We start from the raw sequence: 23,563 nt of genomic DNA, 5'->3' as shown, positions 1-23,563 counted from the left end.
TTCAGGTTTCAGTTTTGCGTCACTTCTTGCACAAAACTGTCATCAACGCGCCATATCGACGTGGCAGCGGCCCTCGACCGCAATTTGACTTCGAAAAAGGATTTCCTGTCATGGCCGCTCGTTCTTCCGCCACCCTGGTCGGGGTGAGCCTATTCGCCTTGCTGGCCAGCGCCTGCGCGCCCAAGGAAATCCCGCTCGAGGTGCGAATTGCCAATGCGCTGCCCGCCATCGACGTGCCCGCGACCGTCGAGACCGTCCCCGTCGGCACCGCCAATGCGGATGCGGCGGACGATCCGGCAATCTGGCGCAACCCGGCCAATCCCGCCGCCAGCCTGATCGTCGGCACCGACAAGAAGGCCGGGCTCTATGTCTATGGCTTGGACGGCAAGGTGCGCGGATCGTCGCTCACCGGGCGGTATAACAACGTGACGCTGTTCGCGGGCGAGCATGGCATCGTCGTCATCGCCAGCGATCGGACCGATCCGGTCAATTCCAAGCTCGCGCTGTTCCTGCTCGATCCTGCAACCGGTTCGCTGTCGCCGCTGGCGAGCGTGCCGAGCGGTGCGGGCGAAGGCTATGGCGTGTGCGTTGCCCCTGCCCCGCGCATCGCGATGGTCGGCGCGCCCGATGCGATGACCGCCTATGCTGCGATCAAGGACGGCACTGTCCGCGAGATCCGGATCACGCACAAAAATGGAAAGGTCGAGCACGAGCCGGGCGCAACCTGGAAGCTCAAGACCCAGATCGAGGGCTGCGTGGTCGATCCCGCCACCGGCGCGCTCTATGTCGGCGAAGAGGATGTCGGCATCTGGAAGGTCGACCCCGCGCGCCCCCAGGCCGCGCCGGTGCTGTTCGCCGCCGCCGACAACAAGCAGCTGGTCGCCGATGTCGAGGGCCTCGCGCTCGCCACCCGCGACGGCGCGAGCAGCCTGCTCGTCGCCTCGAGCCAGGGTGACAATGCCTATGCCGTGTTCGATACGGCCACGGGCAGACTGGTCGGCCGCTTCCGCATCAACGGCGGCTCGCTCGACGGGACATCGGAGACCGACGGGATTGAACTGGCGGTCGGCGATTACGGCCCCGGTTTCGAGCAGGGGCTGTTCATCGCGCAGGACGGCGACAATGGCGGCGGCACGCAGAATTTCAAGCTGGTGAGCTGGGCCGCGATCCTCGCCGCGCTCGGTCTTTAACCCCGCCCGCGATAGCCCGGAACATCCTGCGGCGGCAGCCACAGCCCCGCAGGCGGTTCGCCCGATTGCCAGAACACGTCGATCGGAATGCCGCCGCGCGGATACCAGTAGCCGCCGATGCGCAGCCAGTGCGGCTGCATCTCCTCGAACAGGCGCTCGGCAATGCCGACGGTGCAGTCCTCGTGAAACGCCTGGTGGTTGCGGAAGCTGCCCAGGAACAGTTTCAGCGACTTGGATTCGACCATCACCTTGTCGGGCGCATAGTCGATGACCAGGTGCGCGAAATCGGGCTGGCCGGTGACCGGGCAGAGCGAGGTGAACTCGGGCGCGGTGAAGCGCACCAGATACGGTCTGCCGGGGCGGGGATTGGGCACATAGTCCAGCACCGCCTCTTCGGGAGAGGTCGGCATCGGGCTGTCTTTGCCCAGAAAGCGTGTTTGGGGTTGATCAGTCATGCGCCTCATCTAATGCGGCACACGGCTGATGTCATCTCCCGCCCCGCATTCAGCGCCGATTAAGCGCGCGAGGAGCGTGGCGGCAGATCAAACTGGGGATGGTCAGCCTTTTGTCGGACCGGTCGCATGCGCACCGGCCGCATCAGCTATACGGGGAATTTCGTCGGCATGAACGGTGACGGCCGCAAGATCATTGGGATGCTATTGGCAGCAGGCCTGCTCGGCCTGAGCGCGCCCGGCATGGCGCAGGACAATCCTGGCAGCTTCTCGCTCCCGGCAGGGACGCAGCCGAGCCCCCAGCCGCCATCCGACGTGCAAGGTCCGGTCGATGCCGAATCGACCCCGCCGCGCCGGACGGATGAACCCGCCGAGCCCGCACCGCGTCCGCCGGTGGCGACGATCGCGCCGACCCCGGTTCCGCGCCAGCAGACTCCGCGCCAACAGACCCCGCGCGCGCAGGAAACGCCGCGTCCACGCCCCGCCAGCCCACGCCCGGCGGCGCAGCAGCAGCAGCAAGCGCAGCCCCGCGTGCAGGCGCCTGCCGCGACGCCAGCCCCCTCGCCCGCGCCCGATACGCCGGTCAGCTCGGCCGAGACGCCCGCTCAGGCTCCCGCCGCCGAGCTCCCTGCAACCGACGCTCTGCCCGTGCCCGAACTGCCGGGCCTTTCCGAGCCCGATCCGGCAACCACGCCCGAGACCGACCCTGCCGAGGTTGAAGATGCCGGCTCGATCTGGTGGTGGGCCGCCGCTGGCCTGGTCGCGCTGGCGAGCCTGGTTTTCATGGGCCTGCGCGCGCGCAAGCCAAAGCCCGCAGTCGCTGCCGACACGCCAGTGCACCTGCAGCCGGTCGAGACAGTGCCGACCCCGCCGCTGCGCCAGCAGCCCAAGGTGGCCGCGCCGCCTGCCCCCGCGCCACGCCCCGCTGCGCCACAGCCGCAAACTCAGCTGCAGCCGCAAGCGGACCTGAAATTCGACGCTGCGCAGATGGCGGGAAGCTGGCGCACTGCCGCCCCCACGCCACCGCCGCCGCCCCCCTCGCCTGCCCGTGCGCCTGTCATGGCTCCGCCGCCCGAGCCGGAAGTGGAGGACATGGACGAGATCCTGCCCGATTCGGCGCTCGCCGATTCCGCCGGTGGCGCGTCGGCCTCGCTCGGCGCTGCTCCGGGCGTGCCGCAGCGACATCAGCTGGGCGGAGAAACCCCGGCGCCGGTGGTCCCGCGCCTGCTGCTCGACTATACGACGCTCGGCATCGACGTAACGCTGGTGAACGCGGTCGCGCGCTATCATCTGGGCATCACCAACATGTCCGACATGCCCGTAAGCAACATCGCGCTGCACGGCGCGATCGTTCAGGCGCGCAAGGGCATGCCGCCAACGATCGACCCGATGCGCGGAGACAGCGTGCTGCCGCACCTGCAGAAGATCGCCGATATCGAACCCGGCAGCACCCAGCGCTGCGAGGGCCAGATCCGCCTGCCGCTCGGCCAGATCGAGCCGATCGCGATGCAGGGCCGCATGCTGTTCGTGCCGCTGGTGCATATCTGGATCGGCTATGACGGACCCGATGGCACGCGCTATGCGGTCACCCAGTCGTTCGTGCTGGGCGAGGAGAGCAACCCGCCCGGCCCGCGCGTCGGCCCGCTGCGGCTCGATCTCGGCCCGCGCCGCTTCACATCGATCGGCCAGCGACCCTTGCAGCCAGCCTGACGCGGCACTGCTTGCCAAGCATGGGGCGATCATGCCAATCAGCGTAACTGTATACGGAACAACGATTCCGCGCTGAGAGGGTCCCCCATATGCTGAACCGCTTTGCTTCGTCCGCCCTGGCCCTGTGCCTTTGTCTTTCGCCCGTGCCGCTCGCCGCGCAGGATGGCGGCAAGGCGCCGGAAAAGGCCGCTCCCGCCAAGGTCGAACCGATGGTGTCGGTCACGAAGCACAGCGGCACATTCGGCGGGCAGCGCGTCGCCTATACCGCGACCGCCAGCGACACGTTCCTCAAGGACGACAAGGGCAACCCGAAAGCGCGCATCTTCTCGGTCAGCTATGTCAAGGACGCGCCCGAACCCAACCGCCCGGTGACCTTCCTGTTCAACGGCGGACCGGGCTCGGGCTCGCTCTGGCTGCACATGGGCGCGTTCGGTCCCAAGCGCGTCGCCATCCCCAGCGATGGCCGCGACGATGGCGCGCCGCCCTATCGGCTGATCGACAATCCCGACAGCCTGCTCGACGTGACTGATATCGTGTTCATCGATCCGGTCGGCACCGGCTTTTCGACCGCGCTCGGCGATACCGATCCCAAGGAATTCTGGGGCGTCACCAAGGACGCCAAGTCGGTCGCGCAGTTCATCCGCCAGTGGCTCAGCGACAATGGCCGCTGGAACGCGCCCAAGTTCCTGGGCGGGGAAAGCTATGGCACCACCCGCACCGCTGCCGTCGCGAACGAGCTGGAGGGCACATATAACGACGTCGCATTGAACGGCCTGTTGCTGATTTCGACCATCCTCGATTTCGGCGCGCAGGCCGAGGTTCCTGGCAACGAGATGCCCTATGTGCTGATGGTGCCGAGCATGGCGGTGACCGCGCTCTATCACGGCAAGACCACCCCCGCCGCCTCGGGCCCCGGCCCCGATGCGCTGGCACAGGAGGCGCGCGCCTTTGCCACCAACGAATATCTGCCCGCGCTGATGAAGGGCAGCGCGCTGGTCGGCGAGGAACGCGCCCGCATCCGCGCCAAGCTCGCGCGCTACACCGGGCTGTCCGAGCAATATCTGGAAAATGCCGATCTGCGCGTGACGCCGGGCCGCTTCTACAAGGAGTTGCTGCGCGATCGCGGCCTCGTCGTCGGGCGGCTCGACGCGCGCTATACCGGCAAGGATTACGACAATGCCGGCGAAGAGCCCGACAACGATCCCAGCTTCTACGGCATCGACGGCAGCTATACCGCCGCGCTCAACGCCTATGTGCGGCAGGAGCTGAAGTTCAGCCCCGAGCGGCAATATGTCACCATCGGCGGCGTGCGCGACTGGGACTGGGACCTGCCCGGCAATGGCGGCGAATCGCGCTATTACAAGAATGTCGCGCCCTATATCGGCCGCGCCCTGCGCGAGAACAGCGGCCTACGCGTGCTCGTCGCCCAGGGCTGGTATGATTTCGCCACCCCGTTCTTCGGCGCGGAATATTCGCTCACCCGCACCGGCATCCCCACCGACCGCATCGAATATACCCGCTATGACGCGGGGCACATGATGTACGTGAACGAGACCGACCTCAGCAAATTGTCGCGCGACATTCGCGCGTTTATCGGGCGGCGGTGAACGGCGGCGCGGGGGCGGTCGCTGGTTACACGGATGTGGGGCGTTCTAGAAGTAGGCGCGCGTCTTTACGACCGCTTTCAGCTTCGGGGATAGGATCGTCCAAAGACCGAAATTGGGTGGTTTGGAGACTTTAGAAGGCCCGCAAGACGTAACGATTGAGGCTGGCCCACACGGATGCTGTGATAAAGCCAAAAAACGCTCCAACGGCAAAAACTGACATCGAAGACGGAGAAAGAAACAAGAGAACGGTTCCTCCCATCAAAGCTCCACAAAAAATCGCGAGGCAGTAGGATCGCGCTACCGACCATTTATTTTTGGCCATACGAAAAATCGCGGCAACCCAGAGTGCACCCGGTAGGGTAAACAAAAGAATGCCGGCTGCGAACTGAAACGGGTAGACGATAAGAGTTGGCGAGGCGATGGCATTGGGAGTTGCCAACAGGATAAGGTAGCTGGCGGCCAAGCCTCCGAGATAGGCGGCAAGCAACAAATTCATAACACGGAGCGTCCACATCATGAAAATGTAGCACGGTAATTCGTGCATACAAAGTTGATCTCCGCTTTGGGGTCGGTTGCGCAAGGATCGCTTTTTTGACGATGAAATGAAAAGCTGTCATCGCAAGTCACCACACAATGCGAAGGAATCGCATTCTGCATGAGCGAAACAACACCAGAGGAATCCATGACCGCGATCACCATCCACGGCATACCCAATTGCGACACGATGAAGAAGGCGCGGACCTGGCTAGAGGGTCAGGGCATCGCCCATGACTTCCATGACTACAAGAAGGCCGGGATCAGCGCGGAGAAGCTGGGTGCCTGGGCCGATGCGGTCGGTTGGGAGGTGCTGCTCAACAAGGCGGGGACCACCTTCCGCAAGCTGCCCGACAGCGACAAGGCGGGGATCGACCGGGCCAAGGCCATAGCGCTGATGGTGGAGCAGCCTTCGCTCATCAAGCGCCCGGTGCTGGAATATCCCGGCGGCGTGCTGGTCGGCTTCAAGCCCGAGGACTGGGCGGCGGCGCTGGGCTGAGCCGGGCTGTCACATGCCTGTCAGCTTGGGCGTATAGGGCCTGTCGATAGATCATCGTCATTCCCGCGAACGCGGGAATTCCGCTATGATCGCTGATCCCGGCGCAAAAGCGGGACCCCCGCCATCGCGGGGGTGACGAGACTATCGCGAGCCAAGGAGACCCGAAAATGCCCAAGGCCATCTGGAACGGCACCGTCATCGCCGAGAGCGACGATACCGTCGTCGTCGAGCGCAACCATTATTTCCCTCGTGCGCATGTGCGCGCTGATCTGCTGACGCCCAGCGATACCACCAGCTTCTGCCCGTGGAAGGGCGTGGCGAGCTATTATTCGCTTGAGGTCGACGGCAAGACCAACACCGACGCGGTCTGGTATTATCCCGAGCCCAAGGATGCGGCGAAGGAAATCCGCGACCGGCTCGCCTTCTGGAAGGGTGTCGAGGTCATCGCGTGATCCTGGCGGCACTGGCGCTCGCGATGGCTGCGAACGGACCGATCATCATCGCGCATCGCGGCGCGAGCGGCGAGCGGCCCGAGCATACGCTGGGATCGTATGAACGCGCGATCGACCAGGGCGCGGATTTCATCGAGCCCGATCTGGTCAGCACGAAGGATGGCGTGCTGGTCGCGCGGCACGAGAACGAGATTTCCGAAACCACGGATGTCGCCGCGCACCCCGAATTTGCCGACCGCAAGACGACCAAGACCATCGACGGCCAGAGCCTTACCGGCTGGTTCACCGAGGATTTCACGCTCGCCGAATTGAAGACGCTGCGCGCGAAGGAACGCCTGCCGCAGCTCCGCCCGGCCAACACCGCCTATGACGGCCGATGGGACGTGCCGACGCTCGAAGAGATCATCGCGCTGGTGAAGCGGCGCGAACAGGAGACCGGGCGGCGCATCGGCCTCTACCCCGAAACCAAGCATCCGAGCCATTTCCGTGCGCTCGGCCTGCCGCTCGAGGAGCGGCTGGTCGCGACGCTCGCCAAGGCAGGTTATGACGGCGCGGACGATCCCGTGTTCATCCAGAGCTTCGAGGTCGACAATCTCAAGCGCCTGAACGGCATGACCGCGCTGCCGCTGATCCAGCTGATGGCGAGCGTGGCCGGTCCGCCGGATCGCTCAGGCGTCACCTATGCCGCGATGAGCACGCCCGAGGGCCTGGCCGAGATCGCGCTTTATGCCGATGGCGTGGGCCTCGAAAAGGCGATGGTCATTCCGCGTACCGCCGACGGAAAGCTGGCCGCGCCGACGCGCATCGTCAAAGATGCGCACGCCGCCGGGCTGAAGGTGCATGTCTGGACCTTCCGCCGCGAGAATTATTTCCTGCCCGCCGAGTTCAAGGCTGGCGAGAACCCGGTCGCGGTCGGTAATGTCGGCGCGGAGATCAGGGCGTTCCTCGCCACGGGCATCGACGGGCTGTTCTCCGACAATGTCGCCGAGGCGGTCGCCGCGAAACGCTGATCAGGGTTTCGGCGCCTTCTCGCCCGACGCCGTGCCCTCCTCGATCGCCGCCTTCTTGCCGTCGCGGATCGATAGGATCATGTCCTTGCGATCGGCGGCATCGGGCTTTTCGGGCTCGTCGTTGAGCACCTTGGCCGCGCGCGGCGCGAGGCACACCGTGGCCGCGACGGGGAGATGGTCCGACCCGACATTTTCCAGCACCTTCATCTGCACCAGCGTGAAATCGGGCGACATGAACAGATGGTCGAGCGGCCAGCGCAGGCCGGGCAGGTTCGCGGGGAAGGTCGCATAGAGCCCGCGCCCGATGCGCGGATCGAGATAGCCGCCGATCCGCTTGAACATCTGTGAGGTGCGCGACCAGGCGACATCGTTGAAATCGCCCATGGCGAGCACCGGCAGATCGGTGAGCTTGGCATGGCGCGCGGCAATCGCGATCTCGGCGTCGCGCTTGGCGGTATCCTCGCCGGGCTGGGGCGGACGCGGGTGCAGGCCGATATAGCGGAATTTCGCCCCTGCCCCGGTCGAGATGGTCGCAAAGACCGAGGGCGTCTCGGTATCGATCAGCCAGGTGATCTCGGCATCCTCGACCGGCAGCCGCGACAGGAAGATCAGGCCGTAAAGGTTCGGCAGTGGGGCCGATTGCCGGTGCGGATAGCGGTCGATCACCGGTTTCAAAGCCTTTTCCCAGCCCTCGTCGGTTTCGAGCAGCAGCAAGATGTCGGGGTCCTCGCGGTCGATCAGGTCGATCGTGCGCTGATAGTCGCGATTGGTCTGCAGCACGTTGAACGAGAAGGCGGAGATGCAGTTCTCCTTGTTGATCACCGCCTGCGCCACTTCGGTTTTCGCAAGCGGGGTATAGGGATAGATGCGAAAGCCCTGCCAGCCGACCACGAGCAGCATCGCCGCCACGACAATGGCGCGCGCCCAGCCGGACAGGATGGGGATCGCCAGCACCAGGGCGATCAGCGCGAGCACCATCAGCCCCAGACGCGGGAAATCCCACATGCGGATATACCAGCGATAGCTGGTCAGCAGACTGAGCGCCGTGCCGGTAGCGGCAAGCGCCGCCAGTGCGAAAACCAGGATTCGCAGCATGCCTGAAATCACCCGAGCCAGAAGAAACAACGCCTTGTCGCCGTGTCGGACGCACAAGGCAAGCAAGCGTTGCACATAGGTTAGGTTTGCACCCTGCCCCCGCCGCCGCTACACCGGCGTCCATGTCCACCACCTACACGCTCGACACGTCGACCAGCCGCGCCAATCCCACCCCTGCGCCGATGAAGCGCCTGACCGTGCCCGCGATCCAGCGGCGCAAGAAGGCGGGCGTCACCGAGCAGCCGGTGGTGATGCTGACCGCCTATACCGCGCGCATGGCGCAGCTGCTCGATCCGCATTGCGACATGCTGCTGGTCGGCGATTCGCTCGGCCAGGTGATCTACGGCCTGCCGAGCACGGTGCCGGTGACGCTCGAGATGATGGCGGCGCATGGCGCGGCGGTGGTTCGCGGCAGCTATCACAGCATCGTCGTGATCGACATGCCGTTCGGCAGCTATGAGGCCTCGCCCGAAATCGCCTTTGCCAGCGCCGCACGTCTGCTCAAGGAGACTGGCGCAGCGGCGGTGAAGCTCGAGGGCGGCGCGGCGATGGCGCCTACGGTCAAGTTCCTCACCGAACGCGGCATTCCCGTGGTCGGCCATGTCGGCCTCACGCCGCAGGCGATCAACATCCTGGGCAGCTATGCTGCGCGCGGCCGATCGGACAGTGAAGCCGACAAGATCGTCGCCGATGCACAGGCGCTCGACGAGGCAGGCGCCTTTGCCATCGTCGTCGAGGGCGTGGTCGAGCCGATCGCGATCGCGGTGACCGAGGCCGTCTCCGCCGTGGTCATCGGCATCGGCGCATCGGCGCGCTGCGACGGCCAGGTGCTGGTCACCGAGGACATGCTCGGCCTGTTCGAGCGCACCGCGCGCTTCGTCAAGCGCTACGAGAACCTTGCCGAGGTCATCGAGACTGCCGTGAAAAGCTATGCCGGGGAAGTAAGCAACCGGAGCTTCCCCAGCGCCGACCAGACCTACGCGCCCAAGGACTGAGCGCGGCTATTTCTCGCTGCGCTTGAGCAGCGCCAGCAGTTCGTCCTTCCAGAACTTGGCCCAGGTGTGCGTGCTGTGCCCGCGCGTGTCGTCGGTCGCCTTGATCAGCAGATACTTGCCATCGGGCAGCCGCTTGCCGAAATCCTCGGCGACGCCATAGTCCCAGGGATTGATGAAATCGTCCGACGAGTTGATCCAGGTGACCGGCATGGTCATCTTCTCGATCGTCTTCAAAGGGTCGTAATTCCGGGAGGATTCGATCTGGTAGATGATGTCATTGGCGTCGATGCCCTTCATGGAAGCCTCGATCCGCTGCGTGATATAGGCATCCGCCGCCTCGCGCGTGCCATAGGCCTTTTGCAGATAGAGCGGCGCGAAGCCCGCCACTTGCAACAGGCTGGCCGCGACGCGCAGGCCCATGACCGGCGGGCTGGTGTAATTGCCGCCCTGCCAGGCGGGGTCGGACTTGATGCCCTCGATCGAGGCCTTGCGCCACATGCGGTTATGCCCGGCAATCGGCATCGGCAGGCACGCCATCGGCATCATCGCCTGGACAAAGCCCGGATCGACCTGGCCCCAGACAAAGCCGTGCATGCAGCCCATCGAGGTGCCCATGATCAGGCGTAGGTGATCGACCTTGAGCCCTTCGACCAGCATCTGCCGCTGCGCCCGGACCATGTCGGTATAATCATAGGCGGGAAAGCGCATCCTGAGCCCGTCCGAGGGCTTGGACGACTTTCCATGGCCGATATTGTCGGGCAGGATGATGTAGTATTTGGTTATATCGAGCGGCTGGCCGGGCCCGAACAGCTCCTGGGCGAATTGCGGTTGCAGGAACTGCAGCCCGGTACCGCCGGTCCCATGCAGCACCATGACCGCATTGGTGACACGGCCTTTCGCGTCGCGCTTCGGCGTGCCGAGCGTCGCATAATGCATGCGCAATTCGGGCAGCACCTCGCCGGTGCCGAAGCGGAAATCCTTGAGGATGACATCGCCCTGCTGCAGCTGGACCGCATAATCTACCGCCGGCGCGGCCTGGGGCGGTCCCGGCTGCGCAATCGCCGGCATCGCAAGCATGGCGCAGCCCATCAGCGCGCCCAGCAACTTCATCTTCATGGCAAACCCCTCTTGTTTCGAGGGATCAACATTGCAGCGCAATCAAGAGGTTGCAACCTTGCAGGCGGTGCCGGATGTCAGGCCGCCGCATGCACCCGGTTGCGACCGCTACGCTTCGCGCCGTACATCGCCGCGTCGGCCTGCGCGAGCGCATTGTCGAGCGACCAGCCGGCACGATAGGGCGCAACCCCGACCGAGATCGACAGCGCAATCGGTTCCCCCTCGGGCGATCGGAAATCCAGCGCATCAATGGCACCGCGAGCGCGTTCGGCGATCGTCATGCCCAGCCCGAACGGCAGGCCGCACAGCAGCATCGCGAATTCCTCGCCGCCGACGCGCCCCAGCAGATCGTCGGGCCGCAGCGCCGCCTGCAGGGTCGATGCCACCAGCTTCAGCGCCTCATCCCCGGCAGCATGGCCATGCTCGTCGTTGATCGCCTTGAAATGGTCTATATCGGCCAGCAGCACGCAGGCGGGAGCCTCATCGGAATAGGCAGCAGCATCGCGATAAAAGGCTGCGCGATTGATCACCCCGGTCAGCGCATCCCGATCGGCCCGGATCAGCAGATCCGTCTGCATGTCGAGCAATTGCGCCGCGAGCTGGCCATTGGCCTCGATCTGTCGCACCAGCACGATACTGATGGTTGCCGTAACGGCGGCGGGCGATACAACGGCAAAGATCCAGAACGGCCAATCGACATTCTCGTGCAGTGCATGCACCATCGCCTCTAGACCAACCAAAGTCACCAGGACGCCAAACGCGACACAGAACAGGATTTTCTTGAGCGGGCTCATGGAAAGCCGGTTAATCTGGAAAGTTTAAGACTAACCAAATGCGCCCTGACTTGGTCCGAAGCACCGATAAGGGTCCGATAAGCTTGCAATCATCCGCCACTCAGGTCGCGATGACCAGGTCGGCAAGGATTGCTTCAATGGGCAACCATCACGCGATTGCGTCCCTCGCGCTTGGCGCGGTACATGGCCTGATCCGCCTGCGCGAGCGCAGCGTCGAGCGAAGCTCCTGCATCATAGCTTGCCACGCCGATCGAGATCGAAAGGCCGACCCGCGAGCCATCTGCCGATCGCATGCACAATCCGGCGATGGCGCCGCGGGCCCGCTCGGCGATCGCCAGCGCCAGCGGCAACGGCATTTCACTCAGCAGCACCGCGAATTCCTCGCCGCCGACCCGGCCGAGAAGATCGTCGGGTCGCAGGGCCGCCTGCAGCGTCGATGCGACCAGCCTCAGCGCGGCGTCGCCAAGCGCATGTCCATGGCCATCGTTGATCGCCTTGAAATGGTCGATATCGACCAGCAGCACGCTCGCCGGCGCGTCGCCCGCATAGGCAGCGGCATGGCGGTAAAAGGCGGCACGGCTGAGCACATCGGTCAGGTGATCGCGGTCCGCCCGCGTGAGAAGCTCGCGCTGCGCCACCAGCAGTTCGAGATTGAGCCGCCGGTTTGCCTCGGCCTGACGAACCAGCACATAGCTGGTCGGCGCCGAGACGAAGATCGGGCAGATGATGCCAAAGGCCCAGTAGATGAATTCGATCGGCTCGCCCGTCGCGAGGACCAGCGTTTCCAGCGCCACAAGCGTGGCGACGACGCTGAACGCGATTGCGAGAAGGATCTTTTGCCACGGGCGCATGTAAAACCCGGTAAAGCAAAAGGTTTAAGACACGGCAAATGTCCGCGTGGACGACCGGAGGAGGATCAGCGCGCGGTCGCGCGCGACCGCTTCAGCCGGTACATATGGTCGTCGGCCCGCGCCAGCACCTTTTCCGCCTCGTCATCGGGGTGGATGAAGGCATGGCCGAAGGTCGCCGACAGGCTGCTCGCCGCCTCGCCATGGCCGACACGGCAGGCCGCGATCCCGGCGGTCAGCTGCGCGACCTTGTGCTCGACATCGCCTTCGCCGATCGCGCCCAGGATCAGGGCGAATTCGTCCCCGCCGATCCGCGCGACGACATCGGTCGAACGGACATTGTCGAGCAGCACCCTTGCGACGCAGCGCAGCGCCTCGTCGCCGGCCGCGTGGCCGAAAGTGTCGTTGATCAGCTTCAGGTCGTCGACATCGACGAACAGCAGGGCCGCACGGCTCTGGTAACGCTGGCAATGCGCGATCGCGCTCGCCACCGCCTGCTCGAAATAGCGGCGGTTGAACAATGGGGTCAGCGTATCGCGGCAGATCTCGTCCTCGAGCTGGCGCACGCGGGCGATCAGCAGCGCATTCTGGTGCTTGAGGTCAGCGCACAACAGGGCGAGCTGCTCGTGGCTCAACGCCACGTCAGCCTGGGGTGGTTGTCCACCCGGGCCGCCTTGCACATCGGTCATCTTCATCTTTGTGCCTGCAACTATCCCCGGCGCGGTCCCTTGAACCTCCGGCATAGCAAGCAAGGCCAGGCCAGGCATGATTTAAATCACATTCACCATGTATAATCTGTGCACAAGCGGGACAATCGCGCGCCCAGGCGCGGCTCGATGCTTTTCGCGTGCAGGGTGATTGCGGGTCTCAGGCTTTGCCTTTAAGACCCTGGCGAGACCAGCAATTACGCGGAGAGACATGCGTGGCCGAGCCACTTGAAACGCCCGACCGCCAGACCGCCGGAGCGACCCGCGTCGCCATCATCATGGGCAGCCAGTCGGACTGGGACACCATGTCGGGCGCCGCAGCGGTGCTCGACGAGCTCGGTATCGCGCATGAATGCCGCATCGTCTCGGCCCATCGCACCCCCGACCGGCTGGTGGATTTCGCCAAGACGGCGGTCGATTCGGGCTTTCAGGTCATCATCGCGGGAGCAGGCGGCGCGGCGCATCTGCCCGGCATGGTCGCCAGCATGACCCGGCTGCCCGTGCTCGGCGTGCCGGTGCAGAGCAAGGCGCTCAGCGGCATGGACAGCCTGTTGTCGATCGTCCAGATGCCCGGCGGCATTCCGGTGGGCACGCTCGCCATCGGGCCTGCTGGCGCGAAGAATGCCGGGCTGCTCGCCGCCTCGATCCTGGCGCTCCATGATCCCGTGCTGGCCGAAAGGCTCGATGCCTGGCGCGCGGCGCAGAGCGATTCGGTGGGCGAACGTCCGGCATGAGCGACATGATCCCTCCCGGCAGCACCATCGGCATCATGGGCGGAGGGCAGCTCGGGCGGATGCTCAGTCTTGCCGCCGCGCAGCTCGGCTATCGCTGCCATGTCTTCGCGCCCGAGACGACCAGCCCGGCGGGCGAGGTCTCGGCCGAGACCACCAGCGCCGACTATTCGGACAGCGCCGCGCTCGCCAGCTTCGCCCAGGCCTGTGACGTCGTGACCTATGAATGGGAGAATGTGCCGGTCGCGCCGCTCGATGGAATTGCCGACCTCGTGCCGCTGCGCCCCTCGCCGCGTGCGCTCGAGGTCGCGCAGAGCCGGATCGACGAGAAGCGCTTTGTCGCCGAACTCGGCGGTCGCACCGCGCCGTTCGGCTTTGCCGAGACCGAGGCGGACGTCGCCGCCGCGATGCAGGTTGCGGGCACCCCTGCCATCATCAAGTCGAACCGCATGGGCTATGACGGCAAGGGCCAGGCGCGCGTGTTGCCCGGCGACGATCCGGTCGCGCGCTGGCATGAGGCGGGCGGTGTTCCGGCGATCATCGAGGGTTTCGTGACCTTCGATGCCGAATTCTCGGTCATCCTCGCGCGCTCGCCGCAGGGCGAGATCCGCTTCTGGGACAGCGCCGAGAATGTCCATGTCGCAGGGATTCTCGACCTGTCGAGCGTTCCCGCCAGCGCGGCGATCGAGGCGCAGGTGCCCGCCGCGCGCGCGCTCGCCGCGAAGGTCGCGGAAAAGCTCGATTATGTCGGCGTGCTGACGCTGGAATTCTTCGCCACGCGCGATGGCCCGGTGTTCAACGAAATGGCCCCGCGCGTGCACAATAGCGGCCACTGGACGATCGAGGGTGCGTTCACCAGCCAGTTCGAGAACCATATCCGCGCGATCTGTGGCCTGCCGCTGGGCGAGACCGCGCTTGCCTGCGATCGCGCCGAAATGCGCAACTTGATCGGCGAGGCGGCGCATGGCTGGCCCGAGCTGCTCGCCGATCCCGCCAACCATCTGCACCTCTATGGCAAGCACCGCGCGCTTCCCGGTCGCAAGATGGGGCACGTGACACGCATCACGCTGGAACCTTCAGGGGCGGAATCATGAACCATCCCGAGATCTTTCTGGTCCTCGCCCGCGCGCGCAATGGCGTGATCGGCGCGAACGGCACCCTGCCCTGGCACCTGCCGATGGACCTTCGCCATTTCAAGGCGCTGACTCAGGGCCGGCCGATGATCATGGGCCGCAAGACCTTCGACAGCCTGCCCGGCCTGCTGCCCGGTCGTCGCCATATCGTGCTCACCCGCGATGAGGACTGGGCGGAGGATGGCGCGGAGGTCGTGCACAGCATGGACGAAGCCATTGCAGCGGCCAATGCGCCGCATGTCGCGGTGATCGGCGGCGCGGAAATCTTCACCCTGTTCCTGCCGCACGCCGACCGTATCGAGCTGACCGAGGTGCATGCCGACGTGCCCGGGGACACGCACATGCCGGCCTTCGACGCGGAAATCTGGCAGGAAAGCGCACGCACCGATCATCCCGCTGATCCCGAGCATCGCGACCGGCCCGCGTTCAGTTTCGTGACCTTGGTGCGGCGGTGATCCGCAAGCTTCTGCTGGGGCTGGTCCTGCTCGTCGTCGCAGGGCTGATCTTCACCGTCACCGTGCTGCCCGGGCTGTTCGAGAAGCAGACGAACGTCGTCACCGACGAACCGCTGCCGACCATCCGCGCCGATGCAAAGGCGCTGCACGCGACACTGCAGATTGCCGATCTGCACGGCGATACCCTGCTTTGGAAGCGCGACCTGCTCGACAGGGCGAGCCGCGGCCAGATCGACCTGCCCCGGCTTGAAGCCGGCAATGTCGCGCTGCAGGTCTTCTCGTCAGTTTCCAAGACGCCCAAGGGCCAGAACTACGACAGCAACTCGGCCGATACCGACAATATCACCCTGCTCGCCATGGCGCAGCTGCAGCCGGTGCGGACCTGGTTCTCGGTGCACGAACGCTCGATGTGGCATGGCCAGCGGCTCGAAACGGCGGCCAAGGATTCCGGCGGCAGGCTGATGCTGGTCCGCAAGCCTGCCGATATCGACAAGCTCCTCGCGGCGCGCGCTGCGGGCAAGCAGGTGACCGGCGCGCTCTATTCGGTCGAGGGGTTGCAGAATCTCGAGGGCAAGGCGGCGAATCTCGACCGGCTCTATAGCGTCGGCATGCGCATGGCGGGACTGGTGCATTTCTTCGACAACGAGCTCGCCGGCTCGATGCACGGGGAGCGCAAGGGCGGGCTGACCCCGTTCGGCCGCAAGATGGTTCGCGCGATGGAGGCCAGGGGCATCATCGTCGACATCGCGCATTCGAGCCACAAGGCGGTGGCCGATATCCTGGCGATGGCGCGTCGCCCCGTCGTCTCCAGCCATGGCGGCGTGCAGGCGGTGTGCGGCGTCAATCGCAACCTGTCCGACACCGAGATCCGCGCCGTCGCCGCGACCGGCGGCATCATCGGCATCGGGTACTGGGACGGCGCGATCTGCTCGACCGATCCGAAGATGATCGCCAGGTCGATCAAGCACGTGCGCGACCTCGTCGGTATCGAGCATGTCGCGCTCGGCAGCGATTTCGACGGCGCGGTGACGACGCGCTTCGATACCAGCCAGATCGTGCAGGTGACGCAGGCGCTGCTCGATATCGGCTTTACCGAGTCGGAAATCCGCGCGGTGATGGGCGGCAATACGCTGCGCATCCTCAAACAGGGCATTGAACCCCTGCCGGGCAAGGGCCTATAGGGCGCACATGTTGAGGGTGGAGGGCAGCGAGCGGCTGCCGGACAGTTTGCGCGGGGGCATCATCGCGCTGGGCAATTTTGACGGCTTTCATGCCGGTCATCAGGCCGTGGCCGGCCGCGCCATCCGCTGGGCGAAGGGCGAAGGCCGCCCCGCGATCATCGCTACCTTCGATCCGCACCCGGTGCGCTATTTCAAGCCCGACACCCCGCCCTTCCGCCTCACCAGCCTCGATCAGCGCCAGCGCCTGTTCGCTGATGCCGGCGCGGACGCAATGCTGGTCTTCGCCTTCGACAAGACATTGGCCGAAACCCGTGCGGAAAGCTTCATCGCCGATCTGCTGATCGAACGCTTCGGCGCGGTTGGCGTGGTGACCGGCGAGGATTTCACCTTCGGCAAGGGCCGCGGCGGCAATATCCAGGTGCTGCGCGATCTCGGCGCGCTGCTTGGCCTGCGCAGTGAGGCGGTCGGCCCGGTGACCACCGACGATGCGGTCATCTCGTCGAGCCGCATCCGTCAGTGCCTGACCGAGGGCCGCCCCGACGAAGCCGAACGGCTGATGACCCGGCCCTTTGCGGTGCAGGGCGTGGTCCAGCATGGCGACAAGAACGGACGGCTGCTCGGCTTTCCCACCGCCAATCTCGACATGGGCAGCTATTTGCGGCCGAAATACGGGGTGTACGCGGTGACCGGGCATCTACCCGACGGCCGGGTGCTGAAGGGCGCGGCGAACCTGGGCATCCGCCCGCAATTCGATCCGCCCAAGGAATTGCTCGAGCCGCATTTCTTCGATTTTTCCGAAGACCTGTACGGCCAGACGATCGAGGTGGCGCTGCGCCATTTCATCCGGCCCGAGGCGAAGTTTGCCGACTGGGACGAGCTCAAGCGCCAGATCGATGCCGACTGCGACCGCGCGCGGGAATTGCTTGCCTGAAACGCCGCCGCGCCGTAAGCGCCAGCCACTATGACTGACCAATCCGCCAGCGCCGCCGCCGACTATAAAGACACCGTCTTTCTGCCGCAGACCGACTTTCCGATGAAGGCCGGGCTCGCCCAGAAGGAACCGGCGATTTTGGCGCGCTGGCAGGAACAGGACCTCTACAAGCAGCTGCGCGATGCGCGCCGCGGCCGCGAAAAGTTCATCCTCCACGATGGCCCGCCCTATGCGAATGGCGACATGCATATCGGCCATGCGCTCAACCATATCCTCAAGGACATGGTCTGCCGCACCCAGTCGCTGCTCGGCAAGGACGCGCCGTACGTCCCCGGCTGGGACTGCCACGGCCTGCCGATCGAGTGGAAGGTCGAGGAACAATATCGCAAGAAGAAGCTGAACAAGGACGAGGTCGACCCTGCCCTGTTCCGCGCAGAATGCCGCGCCTATGCGCAGCACTGGGTCGATACCCAGCGCGAGCAGCTCAAGCGCCTGGGCATCAACGGCGACTGGGACAATCCGTACCTGACGATGGACTTCGCCGCCGAGGCGACGATCGTGCAGGAGCTGATGAAGTTCGCGGAGAGCGGCCAGCTCTATCGCGGGGCCAAGCCGGTTATGTGGTCCCCGGTCGAGAAGACCGCGCTCGCCGAGGCCGAGGTCGAGTACGCGGATGTCACGAGTACGCAGATCGACGTGGCGTTCGAGATCGTCGACGCGCCCAATGCGCCCGAGCTGGTCGGTGCCTATGCGGTGATCTGGACGACCACGCCGTGGACGATCCCGGTGAACCAGGCGCTCGCTTATGGGCCGGACGTCGATTATGCGATGTTCGAGCTAAAGTCGGGCGAAATCGAGGGCAAGCCTCATCTCGAATGGATGCGGGATAAGCGTTTCGTCGTTGCAGCGAAGCTGGTCCCAGACTTTTTGCGACGTATCGGCTGCGAGTTTGACAATAGCGACAGCTGCTTGTTTGAATCTGTCGGCGGGGCGTGGCCACTGAAGGACGCCACCGCTCGCCACCCGATGCACGCCCTCGGCGGATTCTTCGCCAAGCCGCGCCCCTTCCTGCCTGGCGATTTCGTCACCACCGATGCGGGTACGGGTCTGGTCCATATGGCGCCCGACCATGGCGAGGACGATTTCGACCTGTGCAAGGCGCACGGGCTGGAGCCGGTATTCGCGGTCGAGGGCGATGGGCGCTATCGCGACGACTGGGCCTGGCTCGGCGGCGCGGACGAGCGGCGGATGTCGGTAATCAATCCCAAGTTCAACGCACCCGACGGCCCGATCTGCGAGGATCTGCGCGCCGCCGGTGCCCTGTTGTCGGCGGGTGCGTTCCAGCACAGCTATCCGCACAGCTGGCGCTCCAAGGCGCGCGTGATCTTCCGCTGCACCCCGCAATGGTTCATCCCGATGGATGCACCGCTGGCAACCGGCGACACGCTGCGCGGCACCGCACTGCAGGCGATCAGCGACACCCGCTGGGTGCCCGCCAAGGGCGAGAACCGCATCCGGTCTATGGTCGAGGGTCGCCCCGACTGGGTGATCAGCCGCCAGCGCGCCTGGGGCGTGCCGATCACGCTGTTCGTCAACCGCAAGACCGGCCAGTATCTGAAGGACGCGAGCGTCAATGCGCGCATCGTCGCTGCCATCCGCGAACGCGGCGTGGACGGCTGGAACGAGGCGGACGCCCCTGCCCTGCTCGGCCCGGATTACGATCCGGCCGATTACGAGCGCGTTACCGACATTCTCGATGTCTGGTTCGACAGCGGCTGCACCCATGCCTTCGTGCTGGAAAGCGGCAAATGGCCCGACCTGCAGAGCCCCGCTGACCTGTATCTGGAAGGATCGGACCAGCATCGCGGCTGGTTCCAGTCCAGCCTGTTGCAGAGCTGCGGCACGCGCGGCCGCGCGCCGTACAAGGCGGTGCTGACCCACGGCTTCACCATGGACGCCAAGGGCATGAAAATGTCCAAGTCGCTCGGCAACACCATCGATCCGCTGACGCTGATCAAGGATTCGGGCGCGGACATCCTGCGGCTCTGGGCGCTGTCGGTCGATTTCACCGAGGATCATCGCATCGGCAAGGAAATCCTCGCCGGCGTGTCCGACCAGTATCGCAAGCTGCGCAACACCTTCCGCTACCTGCTCGGCGCGCTCGCCGGGTTCGAGGAGAGCGAGAAGGTGGCGGTCGCAGACATGCCCGAGCTCGAGCGCTATGTGTTGCACCTGCTCGCCGACATGGACGCGAAGCTGGCCCGCGCGGTCGAGGACTTCGACTATAACACCTATGTCCGCACGCTTGCCGATTTCGCGAACAACGACCTGTCGGCCTTCTTCTTCGATATCCGCAAGGATTGCCTGTACTGTGATATCGGCCCGGCCGCTCCGCAGGGCACGCTCAAGCGCCGCGCCTATCGCACCGTGCTCAATGTGCTGTTCGAGGCGCTGGTCCGCTATGCCGCGCCAGTGCTGGTGTTCACCGCCGAGGAGGTGTGGACCACGCGCTATCCCGATGCTGGCAGCGTGCATCTGCTGGAATGGCCCGAACTCCCCGAGCTGGGCGATGGCAGCGAACTGATGGGCCGCTGGAGCCGCTTGCGCGACCTCAAGGACAGCGTGACCGGTGCGATCGAACCGTTCCGCCGCGACAAGGTGATCCGCTCGAGCCTGGAGGCAGAAGTCAAGATCGCAGCCGATGCCGTGCCGGATGGACAGCTTAGCGCCACCGAGCTGGCAGAACTTTTCATCACCGCCGATGTTTCGACGACTGGCGGCGAGACGATCAGCGTCACCCGCACCAGCCACCACAAATGCGGCCGCTGCTGGCGGCATCTGCCCGAGGTGACCGAAGACGGCGCGCTGTGCGGTCGTTGCTCGGAGATGCTGGCGTGATGGTGCAGCCGGTCGTATCCTGTCACCCTGAACTTGTTTCAGCACCCATCGACCGTCCGGGAGCCGACAGGGTGAAGGCGCTTGGTGCCCGATGGGCCCTGAAACAAGTTCAGGGTGACGAGCGTGATGCGAGCCGGGAGTGCGCGGCATGACCCTCACCCGCTTTCGCACCGAGGGCGTTGTCCTGGCGCTTTCCATTCTCGTTATCGACCAACTCGCCAAGTTCATCGTTGCGGGTCCACTTGCGCTGAGCAGCCGGATGCAGATCGAGATCACGCCGTTCTTCAACCTCACCTGGGCGGAAAATCGCGGCGTCTCGATGGGCTTTCTCACCGCAGAGACCGAAACCGCGCGCTGGATGCTCGTCGCGCTGACCGGCATCATCGCCACCATCGTGTTGCTGTGGATGTTCAAGGAGCGCGCGCGCGGCGACATCCTGGCGCTGGGCATGATCCTGGGCGGGGCGCTCGGCAACATCATCGATCGCGCGCGGCTGGGCTATGTCGTCGACTATGCGGACCTGCATTTCGGCGCCTTCCGGCCGTTCATGATCTTCAACATCGCGGATGCCGCGATCACCATCGGCGTGCTGTTATTGCTTGCCCGCGTTCTGATAATCGGCGACAAAGCCGCGAAATCTGAAGCCCCTAAATCGGGGGTTCAGGCTGGCGGGCCTAGCGGAGAAGCTACGGCTGCCAAGACGGAGAATTATGATGCTTAATTCCGGGCGCAAACTTGCCCTGATCGCCGGTGTTTCCCTCGCAGCAGCAACGCTTTCGGCCTGCGGATCGAGCGGCGGCATCTTCAACCGCGACCGGCCGGACGAGTTCGCCGTCTCGCGCCAGGCGCCGCTTGTGATCCCGCCCGATTTCTCGCTGACCCCGCCGACCCCCGGCGCGGCACGTCCGCAGTCGGTCTCTGCCAGCCAGCAGGCGCTCGATGCGCTGTTCGGCGGCCCGCAGCCGCGCAGCGGTGTCGAGGGCGCCGCCCTGAACCGCGCCGGCACGCCCGATGCCGCCATCCGTTCGCAGGTTGGCGATCCCAAGACGCAGACCACCGACAAGGGTGCCACCACCCGCGACATCGTCGCCGCGCCCGAGGGCGACGGTCAGGACGCCAAGGCTGCCGTTCCGCCGCAATAAGCGCGCAGACAGGTTACAAGAAAGCCCGGCGAATCGTCTGATTCGCCGGGCTTTCTTGTTTCTGGAGCCGAGATGGGATCGGGATCAGGCCCGCGCGCCATCCCCCACCACCGAGACGCCGGCGCTGTTGTGGCGCAGTGCCTTGAGCACGGTCTCCACGATGCCATCGGCATCGAGCCCGGCTTCGGCATATTGCTTTTCTGGCTTGTCCTGGTCCTGGAACACGTCGGGCAGGCGCAGCGTACGCAGCTTGAGGCCCGCATCGATCAGACCCTCGTCCGATGCCATGGTCAGTACATGCGCGCCGAGGCCGCCGATCGCGCCCTCTTCCACCGTCACGCACACCTCGTGCGTGGCGAGCAGCTTGCGGATCATCTCCTCGTCGAGCGGCTTGGCAAAACGCAGGTCGGCGACTGTTGTTGACAGCCCCTTGGCGTCGAGCACATCGGCGGCCTTCTGCGCCTCGGCGAGGCGCGTGCCGAGCGAGAGGATCGCCACCTTCTTGCCTTCGCGCACGATGCGGCCCTTGCCGATCTCGAGCCGCTCGGGAACTTCCGGCAGGGCGACGCCGACGCCATTGCCGCGCGGATAGCGGAAAGCGATCGGACCGCTGTCGTGGCACGCGGCGGTATAGGTCATATGCACCAGTTCCGCCTCGTCGGCGGCGGCCATCACCACCATGTTGGGCAGCGTTGCGAGATAGGTGATGTCGAACGATCCGGCATGGGTCGAACCATCGGCGCCGACCAGGCCGGCGCGGTCGATCGCGAAGCGCACGGGCAGGTTCTGGATCGCGACATCGTGCACCACCTGGTCATAGGCGCGCTGCAGGAATGTCGAATAGATCGCGCAGAACGGGCGCATGCCCTGTGCGGCAAGCCCCGCGGCGAAGGTCACCGCATGCTGCTCGGCAATGCCGACATCGAAGCTGCGGTCCGGATGCGCCTGCGCGAACTTGTCGACGCCGGTGCCCGAGGGCATTGCGGCGGTGATCGCGCAGATCGTGGGGTCGGTCTCCGCCAGCTTGGCCAGCGTTTCGCCGAACACGTTCTGATAGGCCGGCGGGCCCGCCGCAGCCTTGTCCTGCTTGCCGGTGACGACATCGAACTTGGCGACGCCGTGATATTTGTCCGCCGCCGCTTCGGCCGGGGCATAGCCCTTGCCCTTCTGCGTCACGACATGGACCAGGCACGGCCCTTCGGCGGCGTCGCGGATATTCTCGAGCACCGGCACGAGCTGGTCGAGATTGTGCCCGTCGATCGGGCCGACATAATAGAAGCCCAGTTCCTCGAACAAGGTGCCGCCCATCGCCATGCCGCGGGCATATTCGTCGGTCTTGCGTGCGGCCTGGTGCAAGCTGCGCGGCAGCTTGCGCGCGAGCCGCTTCAGCGCCTCTCGCACGCCCAGGAATTCGCGGCTCGACACGATGCGCGCGAGATAGCCCGAAAGGCCGCCCACCGGCGGCGCGATCGACATGTCATTGTCGTTGAGGATGACGACCAGCCGGTTGCCCGCGCGTTCGGCATTGTTCATCGCCTCATAGGCCATGCCGGCGCTCATCGCGCCATCGCCGATCACTGCGATCGCCTTGCCGGGCGCGCCGCTCATCTGGTTGGCAGTGGCAAAGCCGAGCGCGGCCGAGATCGAGGTCGAGCTGTGCGCCGCGCCGAAGGGATCATATTCGCTCTCGCTACGCTTGGTGAAGCCCGACAGGCCGCCGCCGGTGCGCAGCGTGCGGATGCGGTCGCGCCTGCCGGTCAGGATCTTGTGCGGATAACACTGGTGGCCGACGTCCCAGATCAGGCGATCGTTGGGCGTGTCGAACACATAATGGATCGCGGTGGTCAGTTCGACCACGCCGAGGCCCGCGCCCAGATGCCCGCCGGTGACCGATACCGCCGAAATCACTTCCTGGCGCAGTTCGTCGGCCAACTGGCGCAATTGGGTCGGTTTCAGCTGACGCAGGTCTGCCGGGGTCTTGACGGTGTCCAGCAATGGCGTTTCGGGCAGATTGGTCATTGAATTCCCTTTCAACCGCGAATCCTAGACCCATTTTTGGGTTCTGTCGAATGATCGACCCGGA

The 23,563-nt window shown here is 65.2% G+C and carries 23 protein-coding genes; 15 read left to right on the top strand and 8 right to left on the bottom strand.

From position 1 onward, the window contains the following. Positions 1 to 110: 110 nt before the first annotated feature. The gene (locus FG486_RS14250) at positions 111 to 1,190 is read left to right on the top strand and encodes a phytase (RefSeq protein WP_181268042.1); all 1,080 of its coding nucleotides are present in this window, start codon (positions 111 to 113) and stop codon (positions 1,188 to 1,190) included. Here the strand turns inward: FG486_RS14250 and queF are convergent. Continuing rightward, positions 1,187 to 1,645, bottom strand: a complete 459-nt coding sequence (gene queF, locus FG486_RS14245; protein ID WP_066283431.1) for a preQ(1) synthase — start codon at positions 1,643 to 1,645, stop codon at positions 1,187 to 1,189. The genes FG486_RS14250 and queF overlap by 4 nt on opposite strands. Positions 1,646 to 1,771: 126 nt before the next feature. Between queF and FG486_RS14240 the strand changes: the two genes are divergently transcribed. Together FG486_RS14240 and FG486_RS14235 are read left to right on the top strand one after the other, a co-directional pair. Further along, entirely contained in the window at positions 1,772 to 3,352 is a 1,581-nt protein-coding gene (locus tag FG486_RS14240) for a hypothetical protein (protein ID WP_181268041.1), read from the top strand. Between the two features lie 89 nt (positions 3,353 to 3,441). Beyond that, positions 3,442 to 4,959, top strand: coding sequence for a S10 family peptidase (locus FG486_RS14235; RefSeq protein WP_181268040.1), 1,518 nt, complete (start codon positions 3,442 to 3,444; stop codon positions 4,957 to 4,959). A gap of 130 nt (positions 4,960 to 5,089) precedes the next feature. On the opposite strand, the gene FG486_RS14230 is transcribed toward FG486_RS14235, so the two are convergent. Continuing rightward, positions 5,090 to 5,476 (bottom strand): hypothetical protein, encoded by a 387-nt coding sequence (locus FG486_RS14230; RefSeq protein ID WP_206678403.1) that lies wholly within the window; start codon positions 5,474 to 5,476, stop codon positions 5,090 to 5,092. A gap of 138 nt (positions 5,477 to 5,614) precedes the next feature. Between FG486_RS14230 and FG486_RS14225 the strand changes: the two genes are divergently transcribed. From FG486_RS14225 to FG486_RS14215, 3 genes are all read left to right on the top strand, one after another. Further along, the gene (locus FG486_RS14225; RefSeq protein ID WP_422125057.1) at positions 5,615 to 5,992 is read left to right on the top strand and encodes an ArsC family reductase; all 378 of its coding nucleotides are present in this window, start codon (positions 5,615 to 5,617) and stop codon (positions 5,990 to 5,992) included. A gap of 167 nt (positions 5,993 to 6,159) precedes the next feature. Then, the gene (locus FG486_RS14220; RefSeq protein ID WP_181268038.1) at positions 6,160 to 6,444 is read left to right on the top strand and encodes a DUF427 domain-containing protein; all 285 of its coding nucleotides are present in this window, start codon (positions 6,160 to 6,162) and stop codon (positions 6,442 to 6,444) included. Between the two features lie 23 nt (positions 6,445 to 6,467). Next, positions 6,468 to 7,454, top strand: coding sequence for a glycerophosphodiester phosphodiesterase (locus tag FG486_RS14215; RefSeq protein WP_181268397.1), 987 nt, complete (start codon positions 6,468 to 6,470; stop codon positions 7,452 to 7,454). On the opposite strand, the gene FG486_RS14210 is transcribed toward FG486_RS14215, so the two are convergent. Then, on the bottom strand, positions 7,455 to 8,549 hold the full coding sequence (locus FG486_RS14210; protein ID WP_181268037.1) for an endonuclease/exonuclease/phosphatase family protein: 1,095 nt from the start codon (positions 8,547 to 8,549) through the stop codon (positions 7,455 to 7,457). It abuts the gene before it with no gap. 122 nt (positions 8,550 to 8,671) lie between these two features. Here FG486_RS14210 and panB point away from each other — a divergent pair, with 122 nt between their 5' ends. Further along, a complete protein-coding gene (panB, locus tag FG486_RS14205; RefSeq protein WP_181268036.1) occupies positions 8,672 to 9,544 on the top strand; it encodes a 3-methyl-2-oxobutanoate hydroxymethyltransferase in 873 nt (290 codons plus the stop codon). Positions 9,545 to 9,550: 6 nt separating this feature from the next. Here panB and FG486_RS14200 read toward each other — a convergent pair whose 3' ends face one another. The 4 genes from FG486_RS14200 to FG486_RS14185 all read right to left on the bottom strand — a co-directional run bounded on the left by FG486_RS14200 (position 9,551) and on the right by FG486_RS14185 (position 12,997). After that, positions 9,551 to 10,660 carry an alpha/beta fold hydrolase gene (locus tag FG486_RS14200; RefSeq protein WP_422125056.1) on the bottom strand — a complete coding sequence of 370 codons (1,110 nt, stop codon included), beginning with the start codon at positions 10,658 to 10,660 and terminating at the stop codon, positions 9,551 to 9,553. A gap of 77 nt (positions 10,661 to 10,737) precedes the next feature. Then, entirely contained in the window at positions 10,738 to 11,454 is a 717-nt protein-coding gene (locus FG486_RS14195) for a GGDEF domain-containing protein (protein ID WP_181268035.1), read from the bottom strand. Positions 11,455 to 11,588: 134 nt separating this feature from the next. After that, on the bottom strand, positions 11,589 to 12,305 hold the full coding sequence (locus FG486_RS14190) for a GGDEF domain-containing protein (protein ID WP_181268034.1): 717 nt from the start codon (positions 12,303 to 12,305) through the stop codon (positions 11,589 to 11,591). A gap of 65 nt (positions 12,306 to 12,370) precedes the next feature. Continuing rightward, complete coding sequence (locus FG486_RS14185; protein ID WP_181268033.1) at positions 12,371 to 12,997, bottom strand: GGDEF domain-containing protein; 627 nt, start codon at positions 12,995 to 12,997, stop codon at positions 12,371 to 12,373. A 227-nt stretch (positions 12,998 to 13,224) separates the two neighbouring features. On the opposite strand from FG486_RS14185, the gene purE reads away from it, so the two are divergent. The 8 genes from purE to FG486_RS14145 all read left to right on the top strand — a co-directional run bounded on the left by purE (position 13,225) and on the right by FG486_RS14145 (position 21,480). Further along, complete coding sequence (gene purE / locus FG486_RS14180) at positions 13,225 to 13,743, top strand: 5-(carboxyamino)imidazole ribonucleotide mutase (protein WP_338401624.1); 519 nt, start codon at positions 13,225 to 13,227, stop codon at positions 13,741 to 13,743. 5 nt (positions 13,744 to 13,748) lie between these two features. Beyond that, the gene (locus FG486_RS14175) at positions 13,749 to 14,834 is read left to right on the top strand and encodes a 5-(carboxyamino)imidazole ribonucleotide synthase (RefSeq protein ID WP_181268394.1); all 1,086 of its coding nucleotides are present in this window, start codon (positions 13,749 to 13,751) and stop codon (positions 14,832 to 14,834) included. Further along, the gene (locus FG486_RS14170; RefSeq protein WP_066278706.1) at positions 14,831 to 15,328 is read left to right on the top strand and encodes a dihydrofolate reductase; all 498 of its coding nucleotides are present in this window, start codon (positions 14,831 to 14,833) and stop codon (positions 15,326 to 15,328) included. The genes FG486_RS14175 and FG486_RS14170 overlap by 4 nt, the downstream gene beginning before the upstream one ends. Continuing rightward, positions 15,325 to 16,509, top strand: coding sequence for a membrane dipeptidase (locus tag FG486_RS14165; RefSeq protein ID WP_181268032.1), 1,185 nt, complete (start codon positions 15,325 to 15,327; stop codon positions 16,507 to 16,509). Before FG486_RS14170 ends, FG486_RS14165 begins: the two co-directional genes overlap by 4 nt. Before the next feature lie 7 nt (positions 16,510 to 16,516). Continuing rightward, the gene (locus FG486_RS14160) at positions 16,517 to 17,440 is read left to right on the top strand and encodes a bifunctional riboflavin kinase/FAD synthetase (RefSeq protein ID WP_181268031.1); all 924 of its coding nucleotides are present in this window, start codon (positions 16,517 to 16,519) and stop codon (positions 17,438 to 17,440) included. 30 nt (positions 17,441 to 17,470) lie between these two features. Continuing rightward, positions 17,471 to 20,338: an isoleucine--tRNA ligase gene (ileS, locus tag FG486_RS14155; protein ID WP_181268030.1), complete on the top strand. Its 2,868-nt coding sequence runs from the start codon at positions 17,471 to 17,473 to the stop codon at positions 20,336 to 20,338. 148 nt (positions 20,339 to 20,486) lie between these two features. After that, positions 20,487 to 21,059: a signal peptidase II gene (gene lspA, locus FG486_RS14150; RefSeq protein ID WP_181268029.1), complete on the top strand. Its 573-nt coding sequence runs from the start codon at positions 20,487 to 20,489 to the stop codon at positions 21,057 to 21,059. Further along, positions 21,052 to 21,480 carry a DUF3035 domain-containing protein gene (locus FG486_RS14145; RefSeq protein ID WP_181268393.1) on the top strand — a complete coding sequence of 143 codons (429 nt, stop codon included), beginning with the start codon at positions 21,052 to 21,054 and terminating at the stop codon, positions 21,478 to 21,480. The genes lspA and FG486_RS14145 overlap by 8 nt, the downstream gene beginning before the upstream one ends. Before the next feature lie 84 nt (positions 21,481 to 21,564). On the opposite strand, the gene dxs is transcribed toward FG486_RS14145, so the two are convergent. Next, the gene (dxs, locus tag FG486_RS14140) at positions 21,565 to 23,499 is read right to left on the bottom strand and encodes a 1-deoxy-D-xylulose-5-phosphate synthase (protein ID WP_181268028.1); all 1,935 of its coding nucleotides are present in this window, start codon (positions 23,497 to 23,499) and stop codon (positions 21,565 to 21,567) included. Between the last annotated feature and the right edge of the window lie 64 nt (positions 23,500 to 23,563).

Origin of the sequence: Blastomonas ursincola (genome assembly GCF_013607875.1) — a bacterium.
Classification (GTDB): Bacteria; Pseudomonadota; Alphaproteobacteria; order Sphingomonadales; family Sphingomonadaceae; genus Blastomonas; species Blastomonas ursincola.
The sequence above is the reverse complement of the archived record's forward strand: the minus strand, read 5'-3'. Positions and strand labels throughout refer to the sequence as shown.

Excerpts from the sequence above, each read along its gene's own strand:
- FG486_RS14230 (WP_206678403.1), bottom strand. The coding sequence starts at position 5,476 with ATGATGTGGACGCTCCGTGTTATGAATTTGTTGCTTGCCGCCTATCTC.
- FG486_RS14220 (WP_181268038.1), top strand. The coding sequence starts at position 6,160 with ATGCCCAAGGCCATCTGGAACGGCACCGTCATCGCCGAGAGCGACGAT.
- FG486_RS14170 (WP_066278706.1), top strand. The coding sequence starts at position 14,831 with ATGAACCATCCCGAGATCTTTCTGGTCCTCGCCCGCGCGCGCAATGGC.
- FG486_RS14235 (WP_181268040.1), top strand. The coding sequence starts at position 3,442 with ATGCTGAACCGCTTTGCTTCGTCCGCCCTGGCCCTGTGCCTTTGTCTT.
- FG486_RS14195 (WP_181268035.1), bottom strand. The coding sequence starts at position 11,454 with ATGAGCCCGCTCAAGAAAATCCTGTTCTGTGTCGCGTTTGGCGTCCTG.
- FG486_RS14250 (WP_181268042.1), top strand. The coding sequence starts at position 111 with ATGGCCGCTCGTTCTTCCGCCACCCTGGTCGGGGTGAGCCTATTCGCC.
- FG486_RS14200 (WP_422125056.1), bottom strand. The coding sequence starts at position 10,660 with ATGAAGATGAAGTTGCTGGGCGCGCTGATGGGCTGCGCCATGCTTGCG.
- ileS (WP_181268030.1), top strand. The coding sequence starts at position 17,471 with ATGACTGACCAATCCGCCAGCGCCGCCGCCGACTATAAAGACACCGTC.
- queF (WP_066283431.1), bottom strand. The coding sequence starts at position 1,645 with ATGACTGATCAACCCCAAACACGCTTTCTGGGCAAAGACAGCCCGATG.
- FG486_RS14185 (WP_181268033.1), bottom strand. The coding sequence starts at position 12,997 with ATGAAGATGACCGATGTGCAAGGCGGCCCGGGTGGACAACCACCCCAG.
- FG486_RS14190 (WP_181268034.1), bottom strand. The coding sequence starts at position 12,305 with ATGCGCCCGTGGCAAAAGATCCTTCTCGCAATCGCGTTCAGCGTCGTC.
- FG486_RS14160 (WP_181268031.1), top strand. The coding sequence starts at position 16,517 with ATGTTGAGGGTGGAGGGCAGCGAGCGGCTGCCGGACAGTTTGCGCGGG.
- FG486_RS14215 (WP_181268397.1), top strand. The coding sequence starts at position 6,468 with ATGGCTGCGAACGGACCGATCATCATCGCGCATCGCGGCGCGAGCGGC.
- dxs (WP_181268028.1), bottom strand. The coding sequence starts at position 23,499 with ATGACCAATCTGCCCGAAACGCCATTGCTGGACACCGTCAAGACCCCG.
- lspA (WP_181268029.1), top strand. The coding sequence starts at position 20,487 with ATGACCCTCACCCGCTTTCGCACCGAGGGCGTTGTCCTGGCGCTTTCC.
- FG486_RS14210 (WP_181268037.1), bottom strand. The coding sequence starts at position 8,549 with ATGCTGCGAATCCTGGTTTTCGCACTGGCGGCGCTTGCCGCTACCGGC.
- FG486_RS14175 (WP_181268394.1), top strand. The coding sequence starts at position 13,749 with ATGATCCCTCCCGGCAGCACCATCGGCATCATGGGCGGAGGGCAGCTC.
- FG486_RS14145 (WP_181268393.1), top strand. The coding sequence starts at position 21,052 with ATGCTTAATTCCGGGCGCAAACTTGCCCTGATCGCCGGTGTTTCCCTC.
- FG486_RS14225 (WP_422125057.1), top strand. The coding sequence starts at position 5,615 with ATGAGCGAAACAACACCAGAGGAATCCATGACCGCGATCACCATCCAC.
- panB (WP_181268036.1), top strand. The coding sequence starts at position 8,672 with ATGTCCACCACCTACACGCTCGACACGTCGACCAGCCGCGCCAATCCC.
- FG486_RS14240 (WP_181268041.1), top strand. The coding sequence starts at position 1,772 with ATGCGCACCGGCCGCATCAGCTATACGGGGAATTTCGTCGGCATGAAC.